Origin of the sequence: Streptomyces sp. NPDC050264 (assembly GCF_040655895.1) — a bacterium.
GTDB lineage: Bacteria > Actinomycetota > Actinomycetes > Streptomycetales > Streptomycetaceae > Streptomyces.
In genome coordinates, this window is the sequence record NZ_JBFAKV010000008.1 from 270,021 (window position 1) to 286,796 (window position 16,776).

Consider the following 16,776-nt stretch of genomic DNA (forward strand, 5'->3'; position numbering starts at 1 on the left):
CGCGGTCACCTTCGGCGCCGCTGCCGCCCTCCCTCTCCGTACAGCGCTGATTCTCCTCGCACCGGATACGCGAAAGAAGGCTGCTCATGCCACCAGCGGGCATCTCCACGTCCAGCTCGATCACCTTGCACGTCAACGGAGAGAAGTACTCGCTGCCCGTCGACCACCGCACCACCCTGCTCGACGCCCTGCGCGAGCGGCTCGACCTGACCGGCACGAAGAAGGGCTGCGACCAGGGGCAGTGCGGCGCCTGCACCGTACTCGTCGACGGGCGCCGGACCGTGTCGTGCCTGCAGCTCGCGGTCGCCGCCGAGGGGCGCGAGATCACCACCATCGAAGGCGTCGCCGACGGCGACGAACTGCACCCGGTGCAGCAGGCGTTCGTCGAACTCGACGGATTCCAGTGCGGCTACTGCACCCCCGGCCAGATCTGTTCGGCCCTCGGCGTCCTCCAGGAGCACGCGGCCGGCTGGCCGAGCGCCGCGACCGAGGACGTGCGGCCCGAGGCCGGACCGCCACCCCTGACGCCCGAGGAGATCAGGGAGCGGATGAGCGGGAACCTGTGTCGCTGCGGCGCGTACGTGTCGATCGTACGGGCCGTCGCCCAGGCCGCCGAGAGCGCGAAGGAGCCGGTGGCGTGAAGGAGTTCGGATACGAGCGGGCCCTGGACGTACCGGGCGCCGTGGCGGTGCTCGGCGCCGACCCCGAGGCGCGCTTCCTCGGCGGCGGCACCAACCTCGTCGACCTGATGAAGGCCGGGGTGGAACGCCCCGCGCGCCTGGTCGACGTACGCGAACTGCCCCTGGACCGCGTCGAGTCCACCGAGGACGGCGGGCTGCGCATCGGAGCCACCGTCACCAACAGCGACCTCGCCGCGCACCCCGACGTACGGCGCCGCTACCCGGCGCTGACGCAGGCCGTGCTCGCCGGGGCGTCCGGACAACTGCGCAACATGGCCACTGTCGGCGGCAATCTGCTGCAGCGCACCCGCTGCGGCTACTTCACCGACGTCAGCAAGCCGTGCAACAAGCGGGTGCCCGGCAGCGGCTGCCCCGCGATCACGGGCGAGCACCGCAACCACGCGATCCTCGGCGCGAGCGAGGCGTGCGTGGCCGTGCACCCGTCCGACATGGGCGTGGCGCTCGCCGCCTTCGACGCGGTCGTGCACTACGAAACCGCCGCGGGTCGGGGCGAGTTGGCGCTCACCGACTTCTACCGGCCGGTCGGTGACACCCCGCACCTGGAGACCGCGCTGCCGCCCGGCGCGCTCATCACCGGGGTCACCCTGCCGCCCGCGCCCGTCGCCGCCCGCTCCCGCTACCGCAAGGTCCGCGAGCGCGCCTCGTACGCCTTCGCCATCGGGTCCGTGGCCGCCGCCCTCGACGTCCGCGACGGTGTCGTGCAGGACGTGCGCCTGGCCTTCGGCGCGGTCGCGTCCCGGCCGTGGCGGGCCCGCGCCGCGGAGCGCGCGCTGATCGGATCGCCCGCGGACGGGTCGGCGTTCGCCGCCGCGGCCGACGCCGAACTCGCCGCCGCCGAGCCGCTGCCGCACAACGCGTACAAGGTGCCGCTGCTGCGCAACCTCGTCGTGGCGATGCTCACCGAACTCACGCAGGAGGCGACCCGATGACGGTACAGACGACGCAGGCACAGTCCACTACCGCGTCCGGCGTCGCGCGTACCCGCGTGGAGGGCCGCGACAAGGTCACCGGTGCCGCCCGTTACGCCGGTGAGATCCCCTTCGCCGAACTCGCTTACGGCTGGCTGGTGTTGTCGACCGTGGCGCGCGGCCGCGTGCGGGCGATCGACGACGAGGCGGTCCGCGCCCTGCCCGGCGTCCTGGCCGTCCTGCACCACAAGAACGCGCCGCGGGTGAACGACGACGTCATCGGCGCGCTCGGCCGGCCGGACCCGATCGTCGAGGTCTTCCAGCACGACCGGGTGCCGCACGCGGGCTGGCCGGTCGCCCTGGTCGTCGCCGAGACGTCCGAGCAGGCCCGGGAGGCCGCGGAGGCGCTCGTCGTCGAGTACGACGAGGAGCCGCACGACGTCGCCTTCTACGCCGACCGGCCCGGCGTCTACACCCCGGCGGACATGGAGGTAGCCAAGGGTGACCTGGATGCCGAACTCGCCGCGTCCGCTGCCGTGTTGGATGCCTCCTACACGACGCCCGAGCAGCACCACGGCGCCATGGAACCGCATGCGGTGACGGTGCGCTGGGACGGCGGGCGCCTTGAGGTCTTCGACTCCAATCAGGGCAGCAAGTGGGTCGCCGACGACCTCGCGAACCTCTTCTCCCTCGACAAGGACGCCGTCCACGTGCGCTCCGAGCACGTCGGCGGCGCCTTCGGCTCCAAGGGGCTGAGGGCGCACCATGTCGCCGCGGTGATGGCCGCGACGGAGCTGCAGCGTCCGGTGCGCGTGGTATTGACGAGGCGTCAGGTGTTCGCGACGACCGGCTACCGCAGCCCCACCGCACAACGGGTGCGGCTCGGCGCCGACCCGGACGGGAGGCTGCGCGCCTTCGCGCACGACCACCAGAACCTCACCTCGAACCTGCGGGAGTTCGTCGAGGGCGGCGCCGGGTTCGGACGCAGCATGTACGACGCGGACGCGCACCACACCGTCAACCGGGTGGTGCCCGTGGACGTCGCGACACCCACATGGATGCGGGCGCCCGGCGAGGCACCGGGCTCGTTCGCCGTCGAGTCGGCGCTCGACGAGCTGGCCGAGCAGCTCGGCATGGACCCGATCGCGCTGCGCGCCCGCAACGAACCCACGGTCGGCCCCGTCTCCGGGCTGCCGTTCAGCAGCCGCAATCTGCTCGGCTGCTTCGAGGAGGGCGCGCGCCGGTTCGGCTGGGCGGACCGCGACCCGCGCCCGCGCGTGCGCCGGGAAGGCCGCTGGCTGCTCGGCACGGGCACCGCCGCGTCCACGTTCCAGGCGGCCGCCGCCCCCTCCACGGCGTCCGTGACCGCCGAGCCGGACGGCACCTTCACCGTCCGGATCACCGCGGCCGACGTCGGCACCGGGGCCCGTACGGCCCTCACCATCATCGCCGCCGACGCCCTCGAGGTGGCGCCCGAGCGGGTGCGGGTGCGGATCGCCGACAGCGACTTCGGCGCCGCCTGGGTCGCGGGCGGCTCGATGGGCACCAGGTCCTGGGGCTGGGCCGTCATCGCGGCCGCGCGCGACCTGCGGGAACGCCTGCCCCTGGCGCCCGGCGAGATCCCGGAGGGCGGGATCACCGCCACGACGGACACCGCCGAACTGATCGCCGCGCTCGCGAAGAAGGAGCGGTACGCGTTCGGGGCGCAGTTCGCCGAGGTCGCCGTGGACGTGACCACCGGCGAGGTGCGGGTACGGCGGATGCTGGGTGTCTTCGCGGCCGGCCGGATCATCAACCCGCTCACCGCCCGCAGCCAGTTCACCGGCGGCATGACGTGGGGCATCTCCATGGCGCTGCACGAGGAAGCGGTACGGGACGAGGCGTCCGGCGGGCACGTCGGCGCCGACTTCGCGGGCTACCACGTCGCCGCGCACGCCGACGTGCCGGAGCTGCAGGCGGAGTGGATCGACGACCCGGACCCCGACGACCCCGTCGGGATCAAGGGCATCGGCGAGATCGGCATCGTCGGCACGGCCGCCGCGATCGCCAACGCGGTGTGGCACGCGACCGGCGTCCGCCACCGCGATCTGCCGATCCGGCCCGACCGCGTGCTGCTCGCCGAGGCGCGCCGGGACGGACCGGATGCTTGATCTCGCCGCCGAGCTGAGCGAATGGGCCGCGCAGGGACGGGAGTTCGCCGTCGCCACCGTCGTATCGGTGAGCGGCAGCGCGCCCCGGCCGCCCGGCGCGGCCCTCGCCGTCGACGCCGCCGGGGAGGTCATCGGCTCCGTCTCCGGCGGCTGCGTGGAAGGCGCGGTCTACGAGCTGTGCGTGGATGCCCTGCGGGACGGGGAGGTGCGCCGTGAGCAGTTCGGCTACAGCGACGACGACGCGTTCGCGGTGGGGCTGACCTGCGGCGGTGCCGTGGAGGTGCATGTCGTCCCGGTACGCTCCGGGTCCGCGTCCCGTACGACGGTCGAGGCGGCGCTCACCGCCGCGGCGCGCGGCGAGGCGGTGGCGCTCGCCCGGGTCCTCGACGGGCCCGGTGAACTGGCGGGCGGGGGCGGCCTGTTGCTGGTCAGGCCCGACGGCTCGTACGAGAGCGGTCTGGGCTCGGGCGACGACCCCGGGCTCGCCGCGCAGACCCGCGCCCTGCTCGACCTCGGCACAACCGGCATCTGTGAAGTGCCGGAGAGCTCGGCGCGGTGCGGCGCCGACGTCACCCTGTTCGTCGAGTCGAGCGTGCCGCCCGCCCGGATGATCGTGTTCGGCGCGGTCGACTTCGCGGGCGCGCTGGTCCGGGTGGGCAAGCTCCTCGGCTTCCACGTCACGCTGTGCGACGCGCGGGGCGTGTTCGCGACGCGGACCCGTTTCCCCGAGGCGGACGAGGTGGTCGTGGAGTGGCCCGACCGTTACCTCCGCGCCACGGCCACGGACGAACGGACGGTGCTGTGCGTCCTCACGCACGACGCCAAGTTCGACGTGCCCCTGCTCGAAGTGGCGCTAAGGCTGCCCGCGGCGTACGTCGGCGCGATGGGCTCGCGCCGCACGCACGAGGACCGGCTGGACCGGCTCCGGGAGGCCGGGGTGACGGACGACGAACTGGCCCGGCTGCGCTCGCCGATCGGCCTCGACCTGGGCGGCCGCACACCGGAGGAGACGGCGATCTCGATCGGCGCGGAGATCGTCGCCGTGCGCCGGGGCGGCAGCGGGGCTCCGCTGGCCGGGGCGCGGGGGCCGATCCACGGCGGCGCCGGGGACTAGGGCCTGGCTTCAAACTCCCCTCGTCGCCCGGAGAGCGGCCCGGCGGTGTTCGGCGCGTGCTGTCGGCGGGCCGGGTGCAGGGTCTCGTACGGGGCGTACTCGGCTTTGCGCTCGGTGCGGCGGGAGCGCGTGCCGGGCGGCGCCGGGTAGAGGGGAGTTTGAAGACAGGCCCGAGGGGCGGATCCTGTCGCGGGCGCGGGGACCGGTCCGTACGACATGGATGTCGAGTACCGGCACAGGGGCCGAGGCACACCCCGGCCCGGTTCGCGGGCCGGGGGTGTGTCCGCGCACGACCCGGGCGAGCCGTCGGCGAGTGACGTACTAGGCAGACACCTCGGCAACCGGTTCAGGGCCGCGTACGCGCCGCGTGCCCTTCCCGTTGAACGCCAGGTTCAGCCCGAACGCCACCAACGTCGCACTGGTCACCGGCGATCCCAGCACGATCCCCACCCCTTCCGGGAACCGCGTGTACAGGTCGGGGGCCACCTCCGGGGCCATTCCGGCGCCGATCGACACCGCCACGATCAGCAGGTTGTGCGTGCCGTCGAAGTCCACCTTGCGCAGGGTGCCGATGCCGACGGCGGCGACCGTCGCGAACATCACCAGACCCGCGGCCCCGACCACGGGCTGGGGCAGCCCGGCGACCAGCGCGCCCAGTTTGGGGATCAGACCGAGGACCAGGAGCATGCAGCCCGCGACCGTCGCGACGTGCCGGCTGCGCACTTTCGTCATCGTCACCAGGCCGACGTTCTGCGCGAACACCGTGTCCAGGAAGGCGTTCATGACGCCGCCGAGGACGCCCGACAGGCCGTCCGCCGCCAGGCCCCGCGCCATGTCCGCGGTCGTCAGCTTCTTTCCGGTCAGTTCCGCGACCGCGAGGAGGTCCGCCGTCGACTCGGCGAAGAGCACGAGCATCACCACGCACATCGAGAGCACCGCGACCGCGGGGAACTGCGGCGCCCCGAAGTGAAACGGCGCGCTGACCCCGATCCAGTCCGCCGCCCGCGCGGCCGAGAGGTCGACCAGGCCGAGCGGCACCGCGATCGCCGTCCCCGCCAACAGCCCCAGGAGCACGCCGGTCTGGGCGAGGAAGCCCCGCCCGAAGCGGGCCACCAGGAGAATGACGATCACGACGAAGGCGGCGAGCGCGAGCCGCGACGGCGCGGCGTAGTCGTCGGCCTTCGGATCGTTGCCCACGACCAGGTTCACCCCGACCCCGATCAGGGCGAGCCCCACCACCGTGATCACCACGCCGCTCACCAGCGGCGGGAAGAAGCGCACCGCCTTCGCGAACGGATAGGCCACCAGCAGGCCGAAGACGCCGGCCGCCAGCATCGACCCGTACACGGCCTGCAGCCCGTACTCCCCGGCGATCAGGATCATCGGCGTCACCGCGGTGAACGCGGCGCCCGCCATCACCGGCATCCGGACTCCCAGGACGCGACCGACCCCGGCGCCCTGGATCACCGTGACGACGCCCGCGACGAGCAGATCGGCGTTGATGAGCACCGCGACCGTCGCGGCGTCGAGCCCCGCCGCCGCGCCGAACACCAACGGCACCGTCACACATCCCGTGTACATCACGAGCACATGCTGCAGACCGAGCACCGCGAGCCGTCCGAACCCCGCGCCCTTCGTGGACGTCGTCACGTCAACCACCCCTCTAGCGTGCGAAGTTGGCGGCGATCCGCTGCTGGATGTAATCGGCCGCCGTGATCGGCGGATAGCGGCCCGCGGGCCCCTCGATCACCACGTCACGATCGGCCTGCGCGAAGAACGCGATGCTGTGGCGGGCGGACCGGTCGTCGTCCGGACCCGGCGACCTGACCCGGTGGAAGTTCGACGGCAGCCGGTCGTCGCTCCACCGCATCAGCATGTCCCCGATGTTGCAGGTGATCACCGAGTCCGCCGGTTCGACCGGCGTCCACTCCTGCGCCTCGGCCTCCTTGCCCGGGCACACCTGCAGCCCGCCCTGCCCGTCCCGCTGGAACAGCAGCGTCAGGCAGTCGAAGTCCGTGTGCGCGCCCGCCCGCCAGACTTCCGCGGGGATCGCTGTGTTCTCGGAGGGCTCCGGCACGGCGAAGTAGTGCAGCATGCGCAGCGTCGACTGGTACTGCGCGCTCGCCGGATCGTGGGCGCGCGCGAAGAACCCGTCGGGCAGGCCCAGCTTGTCCGCGAAGCACGACAGGACCCGCATCGCCAGCTCCCGGCACCGCGCCTCGAACGCGAGCGCCCGCTCCCGGAACCCGGGCAGCGCGTCGTCCGGCCACAGCCCGTCCATGTGCGGCCGGGTCAGCTGGTACGACTCCTTCTGGTCCGGTGTTCCGATCGAAGGACGGACCTGGGTCATCGACTCCCAGCCCGAGTTGAGCCCCTTCTTCAGGCCGTGCCGCGCCTTCGTCTCCTCCGGCAGCGCGAAGAACCGCTCGGCATCGGCGAACGCCCCGTCGACCAGGTCCTGTTCGATGCCGTGGTGCACGAGCTGGAAGAAGCCGATGTCGGTGGCCGCCGCCCACAGTTCCTCGGTGATCTCGGCCCTGCGGGCGCCGAAGTCGCTGAGGTCGATCCGGCGGATCTCCCGGGTGGAGGTCTCCGTCCCGGCCCCGCCCATCCTGGTCTCCTTGGCCAACTCGGCCATGCTGTAAGTGGTTTCGGTCATCGCGGTGACGCTCCTCGAAGCGATCGTGGGTTGCCGGGATGCAGTCACCGCCCCTGCGATCCCCACCGCGGACACGCGCAGACCCGCGGGCACGGTCGCGACGGGCCCTTCGCGGGTCCGGCGCCGTGGTCTGGCACGGACCCCGGCGTGCTGTGTGCGCGGGGTCCGTACGCGATGCGTTCAGCCTGCCCGGAAGGTGTTTCGGCCGGGGATCACGGTGTTACGCGGCCGTAAAGCCGAGCCCCGCCACCAACTCCGCCGAGGAGAGCCGGACATGCTCCCCGTCGCGCACCAGGACCTCGCCGCCGACGAGGACCGCCGCCACGGTCCGGCCGCTCGCACACGTCAGCAGTGTGGCTCCGGGGTCGTGGACGGGGAGGCAGGCGTAGTCCCTCTCGAAGCGGTGCAGGACAAGGTCGGCCTGCATGCCGGCCCGCACTCCGTCCGGGCGTTCCTCCAGGCCGAGGACCCGGTTCGCGCCGTTCGCCGCGAGGTCGAACATCTCCGGGAACCCGAGCAGCTCCGCCGTGCGGTGCGCCGCCCGTTGCAGATACGCGCCGATGCGCAGCGCCTCCAGCATGTCCTGGGTGTCGTTGCTGGCCGCGCCGTCGACACCGAGCCCGACCCGCAGCCCGTCGGCCAGCATGTCCGGAACGGGCGCGATCCCGCTGCCGAGCCGCATGTTGCTGAGCGGGTTGTAGGACACACCGACGCCGTGCCGGGCGAGGGTGGCGCGGCCTGCCGCGTCCAGTTCCACGCAGTGCACCGCGAGCAGTCGCTCCCAGAGGAACCCGGCCCGTTCCAGGTAGGTGACGGCGCCGGCTCCCGTGTGTTCCCGGCACATCGTGTCGTCGGTCGTCGTCTCCAGCAGGTGCAGCGAGACCGGCAGCCCGCGCTCCTCGGCGTAGGCGCGTACGGCCGTCATCCCGTCGGGCGTCAGACACCGCGGGTTGGGCACGGCGACGCCGACCTCGACGCGGCTGCCGTGCGCCGCGGCGATCAGCTCGTCCGTGTGCGCGAGCGCCTCCTTCAGCGGCTGCATGAGGCGCGGGTCGAACCCCCACCTGCGGCTGCGGTCGGCGCGGTCGGCGACGCCCCGGCACAGCACGGCCCGTACGCCGCTGTCGCGCAGCGCCCGCAGTACCGCGTCGTGCACCGCGGGGGAGGGGTGCGGCCACATGTGCTCGACGAGCGTGGTGGTTCCGCTGCGCAGGGCCTCGGCCGCGGCGGCGGACGCGGTCGCGTAGGCCCGCTCGGGGGTGAGCAGTGCCGCCTCCTCGCCGACGGCGGTGAGCCACGCGAGCAGCGGCAGACCCTCGCCGATGCCGCGCAGGCCCGCCTGGAAGAGGTGCGTGTGCGTGTTCACCAGGCCGGGCGTGAGGTGACCGCGCGATCCGTCCAGGACCCTTTGCCCGTGCGGGAGTTCACCCGCCGGGACGACAGCGCTGATCCGGCCGCCGGCCAGGTGGACGTCCCTGCCCGCGTGCCAGCGACCCTCGCTGTAGACGGTGACGTCGGTGATCGTGTCGATGTCGGGCGTCGTCATCGGGCGGAGTCCTTCCGGGGGCGGGGCGCGTGGTGGAACAGCAGGTTCAGGGCGAAGGCGACGATCCCCGTGACGGCGATCCCGCTGTCCAGGACCGTGCGGACGTACGAGGGGAGCGGCGCGTAGAAGTCCGGGGCGCCGACCGGGATCATCCCGAGCCCGAAGGCGAGGGCCGCGGTCAGCAGGTTGCGGGAGTCGGTGAGGTCGGCGCGGGCCAGGATGCGCAGGCCGACCGCGCCGACCATGCCGAACATGACGAGCGAGACCCCGCCGAGGACCGGGCCCGGCACGGCGGCGACGGCCGCGCCGAGCACCGGAACGAAGGCGAGCACCACCATCAGCAGGCCGGACAGCGCCACGACATGACGGCTGCGCACCCGGGTCACGCTCACCAGGCCCACCGACTGCCCGAACGTCACGACGGGGAAGGAGGCGAGCAGCCCCGACACGACGGTCGCCGCCCCGTCGGCGCGCAGCGCCCGGACCACCGTGGGCGCGTCGTCGCCGCGCCCGACGATCTGTCCGACGGCGAGGGTGTCGCCGACCGACTCGACCATGTTCACGAGTTGCACGACGAGCATCGCCGCGATCGCCGGGACGACGAACGTGGGCGCTCCGAAGGCGGTGGGGTCCGGGGCGGTCACGGTGCGCGCGTCCGTGACGCCCGAACCGTCGAACAGCCCGAGGGGCACGGCGAGTACGGTTCCCGCGACCATCGCGACGAGCACCGAGAACCGGGCGAGCGCGGGCGGCGCGAGGCGCTCCACCAGCACGACGAGCAGTACGGTCACCGCGGCCAGGGCGAGGCCGCGGCCGCCGCCGGCCCCGGGCCCGCCGGTGACGAGGCCGGCCGCGGACGGCACCAGCGAGAACCCGATGACGGCGATGACGGTTCCGGTGACCAGCGGGGGGAACAGGTGCAGCCACCGTCCGAACCACGGCGCGACGGCCACGGTCACCAGGCCGGAGACGATCGTCGCCCCGAACACGGCGGCGAGCCCGTGTTCCGCGCCGATCAGGACGGCGGGCGTGATGGCGGTGAACGTCGACCCCATCACGATCGGCAGTCGGGCGCCCAGCCACTTCACGCCGAGCGACTGCAGGAGCGTGGCGAGCCCGCTCACCAGCAGATTGGCGCTGATGAGCAGCCGCACGCGCTCCTCGGGCAGATGCAGCGCGGTGCCCACGAGGAGCGGCATCGTCGCCAGGCCCGCGTACGCGACGAGCAGATGCTGCAGGCTCAGCGGCACCAGGCGGCGCAGCGGCGGCCGGGCGTCCACGGGGTGCGGGGCCGGCGCGGGCGCGACGGCAGGTGTGACCACAGCCATCGTTCCTCCCTGAAAGCTAGGTGGAAGACGGCTGGTTAGCGCCGGCACGGTGAACGCCGCCGCGCACACCGGCCGTTGCAGCCATGACCGGTGTACGGGCGACCGTAGGGACGTGCTGTTTCGCGGGCGTTGCCACCACGATTCCGGAGCGGAACCCGGCCGGGACGCCACCCTTCCCCAATTGGTTCAGACCTATTGACGACAGGTCTGGACCTCTCTACCGTGCGACGTGCTCACGCCGACCCCACCCCACTTGGCGATCCTGCGGAGGCCCCCCATGTCCGGTCGCAGTCGTACCTCTCGTCTCCTCGGCGCCGCCCTCGCGGCCGCCGCCGCTCTGTCCACCGTTCTGGTCGCGGCCCCGGCCGCGCCCGCCGCCCCCGCCGCCGACACCTGCGCGACGAAGCAGAAACCGGCCGGAAAGGTCCTCCAGGGGTACTGGGAGAACTGGGACGGGGCGACCAACGGCGTGCATCCGCCGTTCGGTTGGACCCCGATCACCAACTCCGCGTTGTCCCAGCACGGGTACAACGTGATCGACGCGGCCTTCCCCGTGATCCGCTCCGACGGCACCGCGCTGTGGGAGGACGGCATGGACACGAACGTGAAGGTCGCGACCCCGGCCGAGATGTGCCAGGCCAAGAGCGCGGGCCAGACGATCCTCATGTCCATCGGCGGCGCGGCGGCGGGCATCGACCTCAACTCCACCGCCGTCGCGGACCGCTTCGTCGCGACGATCGTCCCGATCCTGAAGAAGTACAACTTCGACGGCATCGACATCGACATCGAGACGGGCCTCACCGGCAGCGGCAACATCAGCCAACTGTCCGCGTCCCAGGCCAATGTGATCCGCATCATCGACGGCATCCTCGCGCAGATGCCCGCCGGGTTCGGCCTGACGATGGCCCCCGAGACGGCGTACGTCACCGGGGGCAGCGTCACGTACGGGTCGATCTGGGGCGCGTACCTGCCCGTCATCAAGAAGTACGCGGACAACGGCCGTCTGTGGTGGCTCAACATGCAGTACTACAACGGCAGCATGTACGGCTGCTCCGGCGACTCCTACGAGGCCGGTACGGTCCAGGGCTTCACCGCCCAGACCGACTGCCTGAACAAGGGCCTCGTCGTCCAGGGCACCACCATCAAGGTCCCCTACGACAAGCAGGTCCCCGGGCTGCCCGCCCAAGCCGGCGCGGGCGGCGGCTACATGACGCCCGGTCAGGTGTTCCAGGCGTGGAACACGTACGGCGGCGCCCTCAAGGGGCTGATGACCTGGTCGATCAACTGGGACGGGTCGAAGGGCTGGACCTTCGGCGACAACGTGAAGAGCCTGCAGAAGCGCTGATCGCGCGACCCTAAGGGCGCGGTGGGGGCCCCGCCTGCCGGGCGAGGGAGCCGACCCCACCGCCCTCGGCCTTCGACGCGCCGTTCTGCGCCGCCGTCGACTGCCGTGCCAGTTCGGCCTCCAAGGACTGGATGCGCCGCAGATGGCGGAGATGAGAGGCGACCTTGACGCGCAGCAGCCAGGGGTCGAGAGGCTTGGTGATGATATCCGTCACGTGCAACGCATAGGCTTCCTCGGCGAGTTGGGCGTGCCGGAACAGGCCCGTCAGCAGCAGTACGGGGATGTCGGCCGTCTGGTCGAGACGCTGCAGGTGCCGGGCCACGTCGAGCCCTGTCATGCCCGGCATGACGACGTCCAGGATGATCAGGTCGATGCCGCCGCGCAGCACCGCCTTGAGCGCTTCGTCGCCGCTCTGCGCCCGTTCGGTGGGGCAGCCGAGCGGGGCCAGAGCGCCTTCCAGGGCGAAGAGGGATTCCTCGTGGTTGTCCACGAGAAGAACCGTGGGGTCCGTCGGCATGTCACCGTCCTTGGTGGGCTGCTTCACAGGATCTGCCCAGCGTGCGGGGGCAGGCCGTCGGATGCGGCCACGGCCGACTCGTTGCTGGTGCTGCGCATGGTTGACAGAGGGTGGGTGCGGCAAGAACCTCCACCCAAAGATGAAGTGTCCCGGCCGCGGTCCGACAGGGGCCGGATGGCCCCCGCCCGGTGAGCAGTGGCCCTTCGCGGAGCTGGCGACATGATCATCAGAGGGATAGCGTGCCCCCATGGGCGCGCGCGAGGAGGCTGGAGCATGACACAGACGGTGACCGCGGGTCTTGCCGCGATCAAGGACGACCTGGCCGCCCTCTACCGGGACCTGCACCAGCACCCGGAGCTGTCGCTCCAGGAGACCCGGACGGCCGGTTCTCTCGCCCGGCGGCTGCGCGCCGCGGGCTTCGACGAGGTGGCCGAGAAGATCGGCGGGACCGGCGTGGTCGGAGTGCTGCGCAACGGTGACGGGCCGGTCGTCATGGTCCGGGCCGACATCGACGCGCTGCCCGTCGAGGAGCGGACGGACCTGCCCTACGCGAGCCGGGCCCGGGGCGTCGACGACGAGGGCCGCGACGTCCCCGTCATGCACGCCTGCGGACACGACATGCACGCGGCCTGCCTGGTCGGCGCGGCCACCCTGCTCGCCCGGGCGCGCGAGCAGTGGTCGGGGACACTGCTCGTCGTGTTCCAGCCCGCGGAAGAACTCGCGTGCGGCGCCCGCGACATGATCGAGGCGGGTCTCTTCGAACGCTTTCCCAGGCCCGGGATCGTGCTGGGCCAGCACGTCGGCCCGCTCCCGGCCGGCGTCGTCGGCTTCGGCAGCGGCCCGGTCATGGCGGCCGCGGACCGCCTCAGCGTCACGCTGCACGGCCGCGGCGCGCACGGCTCGCGCCCGGAGGCGTCCGTGGACCCCGTGCTGATGGCCGCGAACGTCGTCACGCGGTTGCAGGGCATCGTCAGCCGTGAGGTGCCTCCCGCCGAGACGGCCGTGGTCACCGTCGGCCGTCTGCAGGCCGGTACGAAGGACAACATCATCCCGAGCACGGCCGAACTCGGCATCAACATCCGCACCTACACGCCGCAGGTCCGCACGCTGGTGCGCGAGGCCGTCGAGCGCGTCGTACGCGCGGAGTCGCAGGCGAGCGCCGCCGTCGCCGAGCCCACCCTGGAGTGGCTCCCCAGCGCGCCCGCCCTCGTGAGCGACCCCGAGAGCACCCGGACCACGGTGGCCGCGTTCGCCGCGCACTTCGGGCAGGAACGCCTGATGCCGATGCCGCAGGTCAACGCGAGCGAGGACGTCGGCGTGTTCGGCGAGGCCCTCGGAGTGCCGACGGTCTTCTGGTTCTGGGGCGGGCTCGACACACAAACGGTCGTCACCGCTCTGCGGGAGGGCCGCCTCGACGACCTGCCGAGCAACCACTCGCCCCACTTCGCGCCGCTCGTCGAGCCGACGCTGAGCACGGGCGTCGAAGCGCTCGTGGTCGCGGCCCTCACCTGGCTCGGCGCCGCCGAGTGAGGCGCTAGACCGGCAGCAACCGCCCGACCAGCGCGCTGAGTTGGCGCGCGGTGCGGCATTCGTGCATCGCCACGACGTCCGCGTACGCCCCGGCCGCCGAGTCGCCCGTGTCCCACAGGGAGCGCGGCTCGGGGTTGAGCCAGTGCACGCGGCGGGCCGAGCGGGCGATGCGGCGCAGGGCCGCGACGTTCGGGTCCAGCTGGTTGGTGCGGGCGTCCCCCAGGACGAACACCGAGGTGCGGGGGCCGACGGCGGATTCGTACCGCTCGACGAACTCGCCGAGGGCGCTGCCGTAGTCGCTGCTGCCGTGCCAGCCGGTGACCGTCGCCCCGGTGGTGATGCGGTCGCCGAGGCCCTCCGGGTCGGCGGTGCCGCGGGCGATGAGGTCGGTGACCTCGTCGGTCCTGTTGACGAAGGCGAAGACGCGGACCTTGCTGAACTCGTCGTGCAGCGCCTGCACCAACAGCATCGTGAAGTTCGCGAACCCCGCGACGGAACCCGACACGTCGCAGAGCAGGACGAGTTCGGGCCGGGCCGGGCGGCGCTTGCGCAGCACCGGGCGCATCGGGACGCCGCCCGTGGAGAGCGAGCCGCGCAGCGTACGGCGCAGGTCGATATGGCCGCGCGCGGCCCGGCGCCGACGGGCCGCGAGCCGCGTCGCCAGCTTGCGGGCCAGCGGGTGCACGGTCCTGCGCAACGCGGCGAGCTGGTCCTTGCCGGCGTACAGGAAGACCGTGCGGTCCGGGGTCTGTACCGGGATGCGGCGGGCCATCTCGTCGGTGCCGCGCCGCTCGGCGACCCGGCGGCGGGCCTCGGAGCGCACCTGCTCACGGAACTCCTCGATCCGGCGCCGGATCTCGTCGGCCTCGATGCGGTCGGTGAACGCGCCGGACCCGCCGCCCGCGCCCTGGCCGCCGGCCATGATCCCGGCGAGCAGGGTCTGCGGGCGCAGCCGGTCGAGGGTCTGCATCGACGAGAAGCCGTCCGCGTCGTACCGGCCGAGCGCGTCGACGGCCTCGGCGGCCAGCCGCGCCATCGCCGCACGGTCGCCCGCGGCCAGCGCCTCGGCGAGCCGTTCGCGCAGCTCGTCCCGGTCGAACGCGCCGTCCGTCCGCTCCGGGGCCCCGACCCCGCGCGGGAAGTACAGGTCGAAGACCGGGTCGAAGACGGCGCGCTGACCCTGGTCGTGCAGGAGCGCCGCGGCCAGCCCCTCGCGCAGGTGCTCGCGGCTGTCGAGGCCGAGTGCCGCCACGGCCTGCGCCGCGTCCACGCTCTCGCCCGTGCCGATCCGGATGCCGTGCGTGCGCAGCGCCCGGACCAGGGACGTCACCCGGTCCGCGACCGACGGCGTGCTCACACCGCGTCCAGGTCGAGCTTGGCGGTGGCGGTCGTCACGTCCTCCTGATGCTTGAGGACGACCCCGAGGGACTGTCGTACGACCTCTTCGTCCAGCCGGTCCGCACCGAGCGCGAGCAGGGTGTGCGCCCAGTCGACCGTCTCCGCCACCGACGGCACCTTGCGCAGGTCCATCGCGCGCAGCGCGCCCACCACCCGGACCAGGGACTCGGCGAGGACCGAGTCCAGCTCCGGAACCTTCAGCGCGACGATCCGGCGCTCCAACTCCTCCTCGGGGAAGCCGATGTGCAGGAACAGGCAGCGGCGGCGCAGCGCCTCCGACAGCTCACGGCTCGCGTTCGAGGTGAGGACGACGAAGGGGCGGCGTGTGGCGGTGATGGTCCCCAGCTCCGGGACCGTCACCTGGAAGTCGGAGAGCACCTCGAGGAGCAGCCCCTCCACCTCCACGTCGGCCTTGTCCATCTCGTCGATGAGCAGGACCTTCGCTTCGTCGCCGCGGATGGCGGCGAGGAGCGGGCGCGACAGCAGGAACTCCTCGCTGAAGATGTCCGTGCGCGTCTGGTCCCACGACTCGTCGCGGCCCGCCGTGATGCGCAGCAGTTGCTTGGCGTGGTTCCACTCGTACAGCGCGCGCGACTCGTCGACGCCCTCGTAGCACTGGAGACGGATGAGGCGCGCGTCGCTGATCGCGGCGACGGCCTTCGCGAGTTCCGTCTTGCCGACACCCGCCGGGCCCTCCACGAGCAGCGGCTTGCCGAGCCGGGCCGCCAGGAACACGGTGGTCGCGACCGCGGGCGAGGCCAGATAGCCGGTTTCGGCCAGGCGTGCGGTGACATCGTCCACGGAACGGAACAACGGGGCCTCCGGCTCGATGCGGTACGGACTTGCCAGCTGATCAGCTCCGCGCGGCCGCCACAACCGGCCGGCGCGGTTCATGGCGAACGTCACGTCCCGCCCGACCCCTGCCGCCGTCTGCTGGGTCTCGTACAGGGACCCTCTGGCGCGTCCTCCGTATCCTGACGGCATGAGGCGCACTTCCTTTGCCGGCTGGCCCTGCTCCATCGCCCGCACCATGGATCTCCTCGGTGACTGGTGGACGCCGCTCGTGCTGCGCGAGGCGTTCTACGGGATCACCCGCTTCGACGGCTTCCAGCAGGAGCTCGGCATCGCCCGCACCACCCTCGCCGAGCGGCTGCGCCGGCTCGTCGACGAAGGGCTTATGGAGAAGCGGGCCTACCAGAGCGAGCCGGTGCGCCACGACTACGTCCTGACCGAGATGGGCCGGGACTTCTTCGGGGTGCTCGCCGCGATGAACGCCTGGGGCAACCGCTGGCTGTCCGGCGAGGCGGGCGCACCCGTCGTCTTCGAGCACGATCGTTGCGGTCACCAGGCCGAGGCCGCGGTCGTGTGCGCGGAGTGCGGCGAGCCGATGACGGCCGCCGACACGCGCCCGCGGATGGGCCCCGGCTATCCGGAGCGGCTCGCCGAGCGGCCCGACATCCGCGAGCGCTTCACCCGCTGAACCCTGGCCGCGCACCAGGGCAGCCCTCTTGACGTAGTGAGTCCATCTACGAAACTCTCGTGGTCAGAGCTGGAAAACAGGTCAGCAGAGAGGTGGGCCA

The 16,776-nt window shown here is 72.5% G+C and carries 14 protein-coding genes; 7 read left to right on the forward strand and 7 right to left on the reverse strand.

The annotated features are described in order from the left end of the window. Window positions 1-86: 86 nt before the first annotated feature. From AB0J02_RS17180 to AB0J02_RS17195, 4 genes are read left to right on the forward strand one after another with little or no spacing between them, the layout of a single operon-like run. The gene (locus AB0J02_RS17180) at window positions 87-641 is read left to right on the forward strand and encodes a 2Fe-2S iron-sulfur cluster-binding protein (RefSeq protein ID WP_363194476.1); all 555 of its coding nucleotides are present in this window, start codon (window positions 87-89) and stop codon (window positions 639-641) included. After that, the gene (locus tag AB0J02_RS17185) at window positions 638-1,630 is read left to right on the forward strand and encodes a xanthine dehydrogenase family protein subunit M (RefSeq protein ID WP_363194477.1); all 993 of its coding nucleotides are present in this window, start codon (window positions 638-640) and stop codon (window positions 1,628-1,630) included. The genes AB0J02_RS17180 and AB0J02_RS17185 overlap by 4 nt, the downstream gene beginning before the upstream one ends. After that, window positions 1,627-3,759, forward strand: a complete 2,133-nt coding sequence (locus tag AB0J02_RS17190) for a xanthine dehydrogenase family protein molybdopterin-binding subunit (RefSeq protein ID WP_363194478.1) — start codon at window positions 1,627-1,629, stop codon at window positions 3,757-3,759. The genes AB0J02_RS17185 and AB0J02_RS17190 overlap by 4 nt, the downstream gene beginning before the upstream one ends. Further along, window positions 3,752-4,873, forward strand: a complete 1,122-nt coding sequence (locus AB0J02_RS17195) for an XdhC/CoxI family protein (protein ID WP_363194479.1) — start codon at window positions 3,752-3,754, stop codon at window positions 4,871-4,873. The genes AB0J02_RS17190 and AB0J02_RS17195 overlap by 8 nt, the downstream gene beginning before the upstream one ends. Before the next feature lie 321 nt (window positions 4,874-5,194). Here AB0J02_RS17195 and AB0J02_RS17200 read toward each other — a convergent pair whose 3' ends face one another. The 4 genes from AB0J02_RS17200 to AB0J02_RS17215 all read right to left on the reverse strand — a co-directional run bounded on the left by AB0J02_RS17200 (window position 5,195) and on the right by AB0J02_RS17215 (window position 10,406). After that, entirely contained in the window at window positions 5,195-6,523 is a 1,329-nt protein-coding gene (locus AB0J02_RS17200) for a nucleobase:cation symporter-2 family protein (protein WP_363194480.1), read from the reverse strand. Between the two features lie 13 nt (window positions 6,524-6,536). After that, window positions 6,537-7,532 (reverse strand): 2-oxoglutarate and iron-dependent oxygenase domain-containing protein, encoded by a 996-nt coding sequence (locus AB0J02_RS17205; protein ID WP_363194481.1) that lies wholly within the window; start codon window positions 7,530-7,532, stop codon window positions 6,537-6,539. A 220-nt stretch (window positions 7,533-7,752) separates the two neighbouring features. Beyond that, window positions 7,753-9,078 (reverse strand): amidohydrolase family protein, encoded by a 1,326-nt coding sequence (locus tag AB0J02_RS17210; protein WP_363194482.1) that lies wholly within the window; start codon window positions 9,076-9,078, stop codon window positions 7,753-7,755. Further along, on the reverse strand, window positions 9,075-10,406 hold the full coding sequence (locus tag AB0J02_RS17215; RefSeq protein WP_363194483.1) for a nucleobase:cation symporter-2 family protein: 1,332 nt from the start codon (window positions 10,404-10,406) through the stop codon (window positions 9,075-9,077). The genes AB0J02_RS17210 and AB0J02_RS17215 overlap by 4 nt, the downstream gene beginning before the upstream one ends. A gap of 277 nt (window positions 10,407-10,683) precedes the next feature. Here AB0J02_RS17215 and AB0J02_RS17220 point away from each other — a divergent pair, with 277 nt between their 5' ends. Then, a complete protein-coding gene (locus AB0J02_RS17220) occupies window positions 10,684-11,751 on the forward strand; it encodes a chitinase (protein WP_363194484.1) in 1,068 nt (355 codons plus the stop codon). Between the two features lie 10 nt (window positions 11,752-11,761). Here AB0J02_RS17220 and AB0J02_RS17225 read toward each other — a convergent pair whose 3' ends face one another. Further along, window positions 11,762-12,268 carry a response regulator gene (locus AB0J02_RS17225; RefSeq protein ID WP_363194485.1) on the reverse strand — a complete coding sequence of 169 codons (507 nt, stop codon included), beginning with the start codon at window positions 12,266-12,268 and terminating at the stop codon, window positions 11,762-11,764. Between the two features lie 273 nt (window positions 12,269-12,541). On the opposite strand from AB0J02_RS17225, the gene AB0J02_RS17230 reads away from it, so the two are divergent. Continuing rightward, complete coding sequence (locus AB0J02_RS17230) at window positions 12,542-13,798, forward strand: amidohydrolase (protein WP_363194486.1); 1,257 nt, start codon at window positions 12,542-12,544, stop codon at window positions 13,796-13,798. A 4-nt stretch (window positions 13,799-13,802) separates the two neighbouring features. Here the strand turns inward: AB0J02_RS17230 and AB0J02_RS17235 are convergent, their stop codons facing one another. Then, entirely contained in the window at window positions 13,803-15,155 is a 1,353-nt protein-coding gene (locus tag AB0J02_RS17235) for a VWA domain-containing protein (RefSeq protein WP_363194487.1), read from the reverse strand. Beyond that, window positions 15,152-16,009 carry a MoxR family ATPase gene (locus AB0J02_RS17240; RefSeq protein WP_363194567.1) on the reverse strand — a complete coding sequence of 286 codons (858 nt, stop codon included), beginning with the start codon at window positions 16,007-16,009 and terminating at the stop codon, window positions 15,152-15,154. Before AB0J02_RS17240 ends, AB0J02_RS17235 begins: the two co-directional genes overlap by 4 nt. A gap of 169 nt (window positions 16,010-16,178) precedes the next feature. Here AB0J02_RS17240 and AB0J02_RS17245 point away from each other — a divergent pair, with 169 nt between their 5' ends. Then, window positions 16,179-16,676: a helix-turn-helix domain-containing protein gene (locus AB0J02_RS17245; RefSeq protein ID WP_363194488.1), complete on the forward strand. Its 498-nt coding sequence runs from the start codon at window positions 16,179-16,181 to the stop codon at window positions 16,674-16,676. Window positions 16,677-16,776 lie beyond the last annotated feature (100 nt).

Coding starts and splice junctions, on each gene's coding strand:
- AB0J02_RS17180 (WP_363194476.1), top strand. CDS start 87: ATGCCACCAGCGGGCATCTCCACGTCCAGCTCGATCACCTTGCACGTC.
- AB0J02_RS17190 (WP_363194478.1), top strand. CDS start 1,627: ATGACGGTACAGACGACGCAGGCACAGTCCACTACCGCGTCCGGCGTC.
- AB0J02_RS17195 (WP_363194479.1), top strand. CDS start 3,752: ATGCTTGATCTCGCCGCCGAGCTGAGCGAATGGGCCGCGCAGGGACGG.
- AB0J02_RS17205 (WP_363194481.1), bottom strand. CDS start 7,532: ATGACCGAAACCACTTACAGCATGGCCGAGTTGGCCAAGGAGACCAGG.
- AB0J02_RS17210 (WP_363194482.1), bottom strand. CDS start 9,078: ATGACGACGCCCGACATCGACACGATCACCGACGTCACCGTCTACAGC.
- AB0J02_RS17215 (WP_363194483.1), bottom strand. CDS start 10,406: ATGGCTGTGGTCACACCTGCCGTCGCGCCCGCGCCGGCCCCGCACCCC.
- AB0J02_RS17220 (WP_363194484.1), top strand. CDS start 10,684: ATGTCCGGTCGCAGTCGTACCTCTCGTCTCCTCGGCGCCGCCCTCGCG.
- AB0J02_RS17225 (WP_363194485.1), bottom strand. CDS start 12,268: ATGCCGACGGACCCCACGGTTCTTCTCGTGGACAACCACGAGGAATCC.
- AB0J02_RS17230 (WP_363194486.1), top strand. CDS start 12,542: ATGACACAGACGGTGACCGCGGGTCTTGCCGCGATCAAGGACGACCTG.
- AB0J02_RS17245 (WP_363194488.1), top strand. CDS start 16,179: ATGAGGCGCACTTCCTTTGCCGGCTGGCCCTGCTCCATCGCCCGCACC.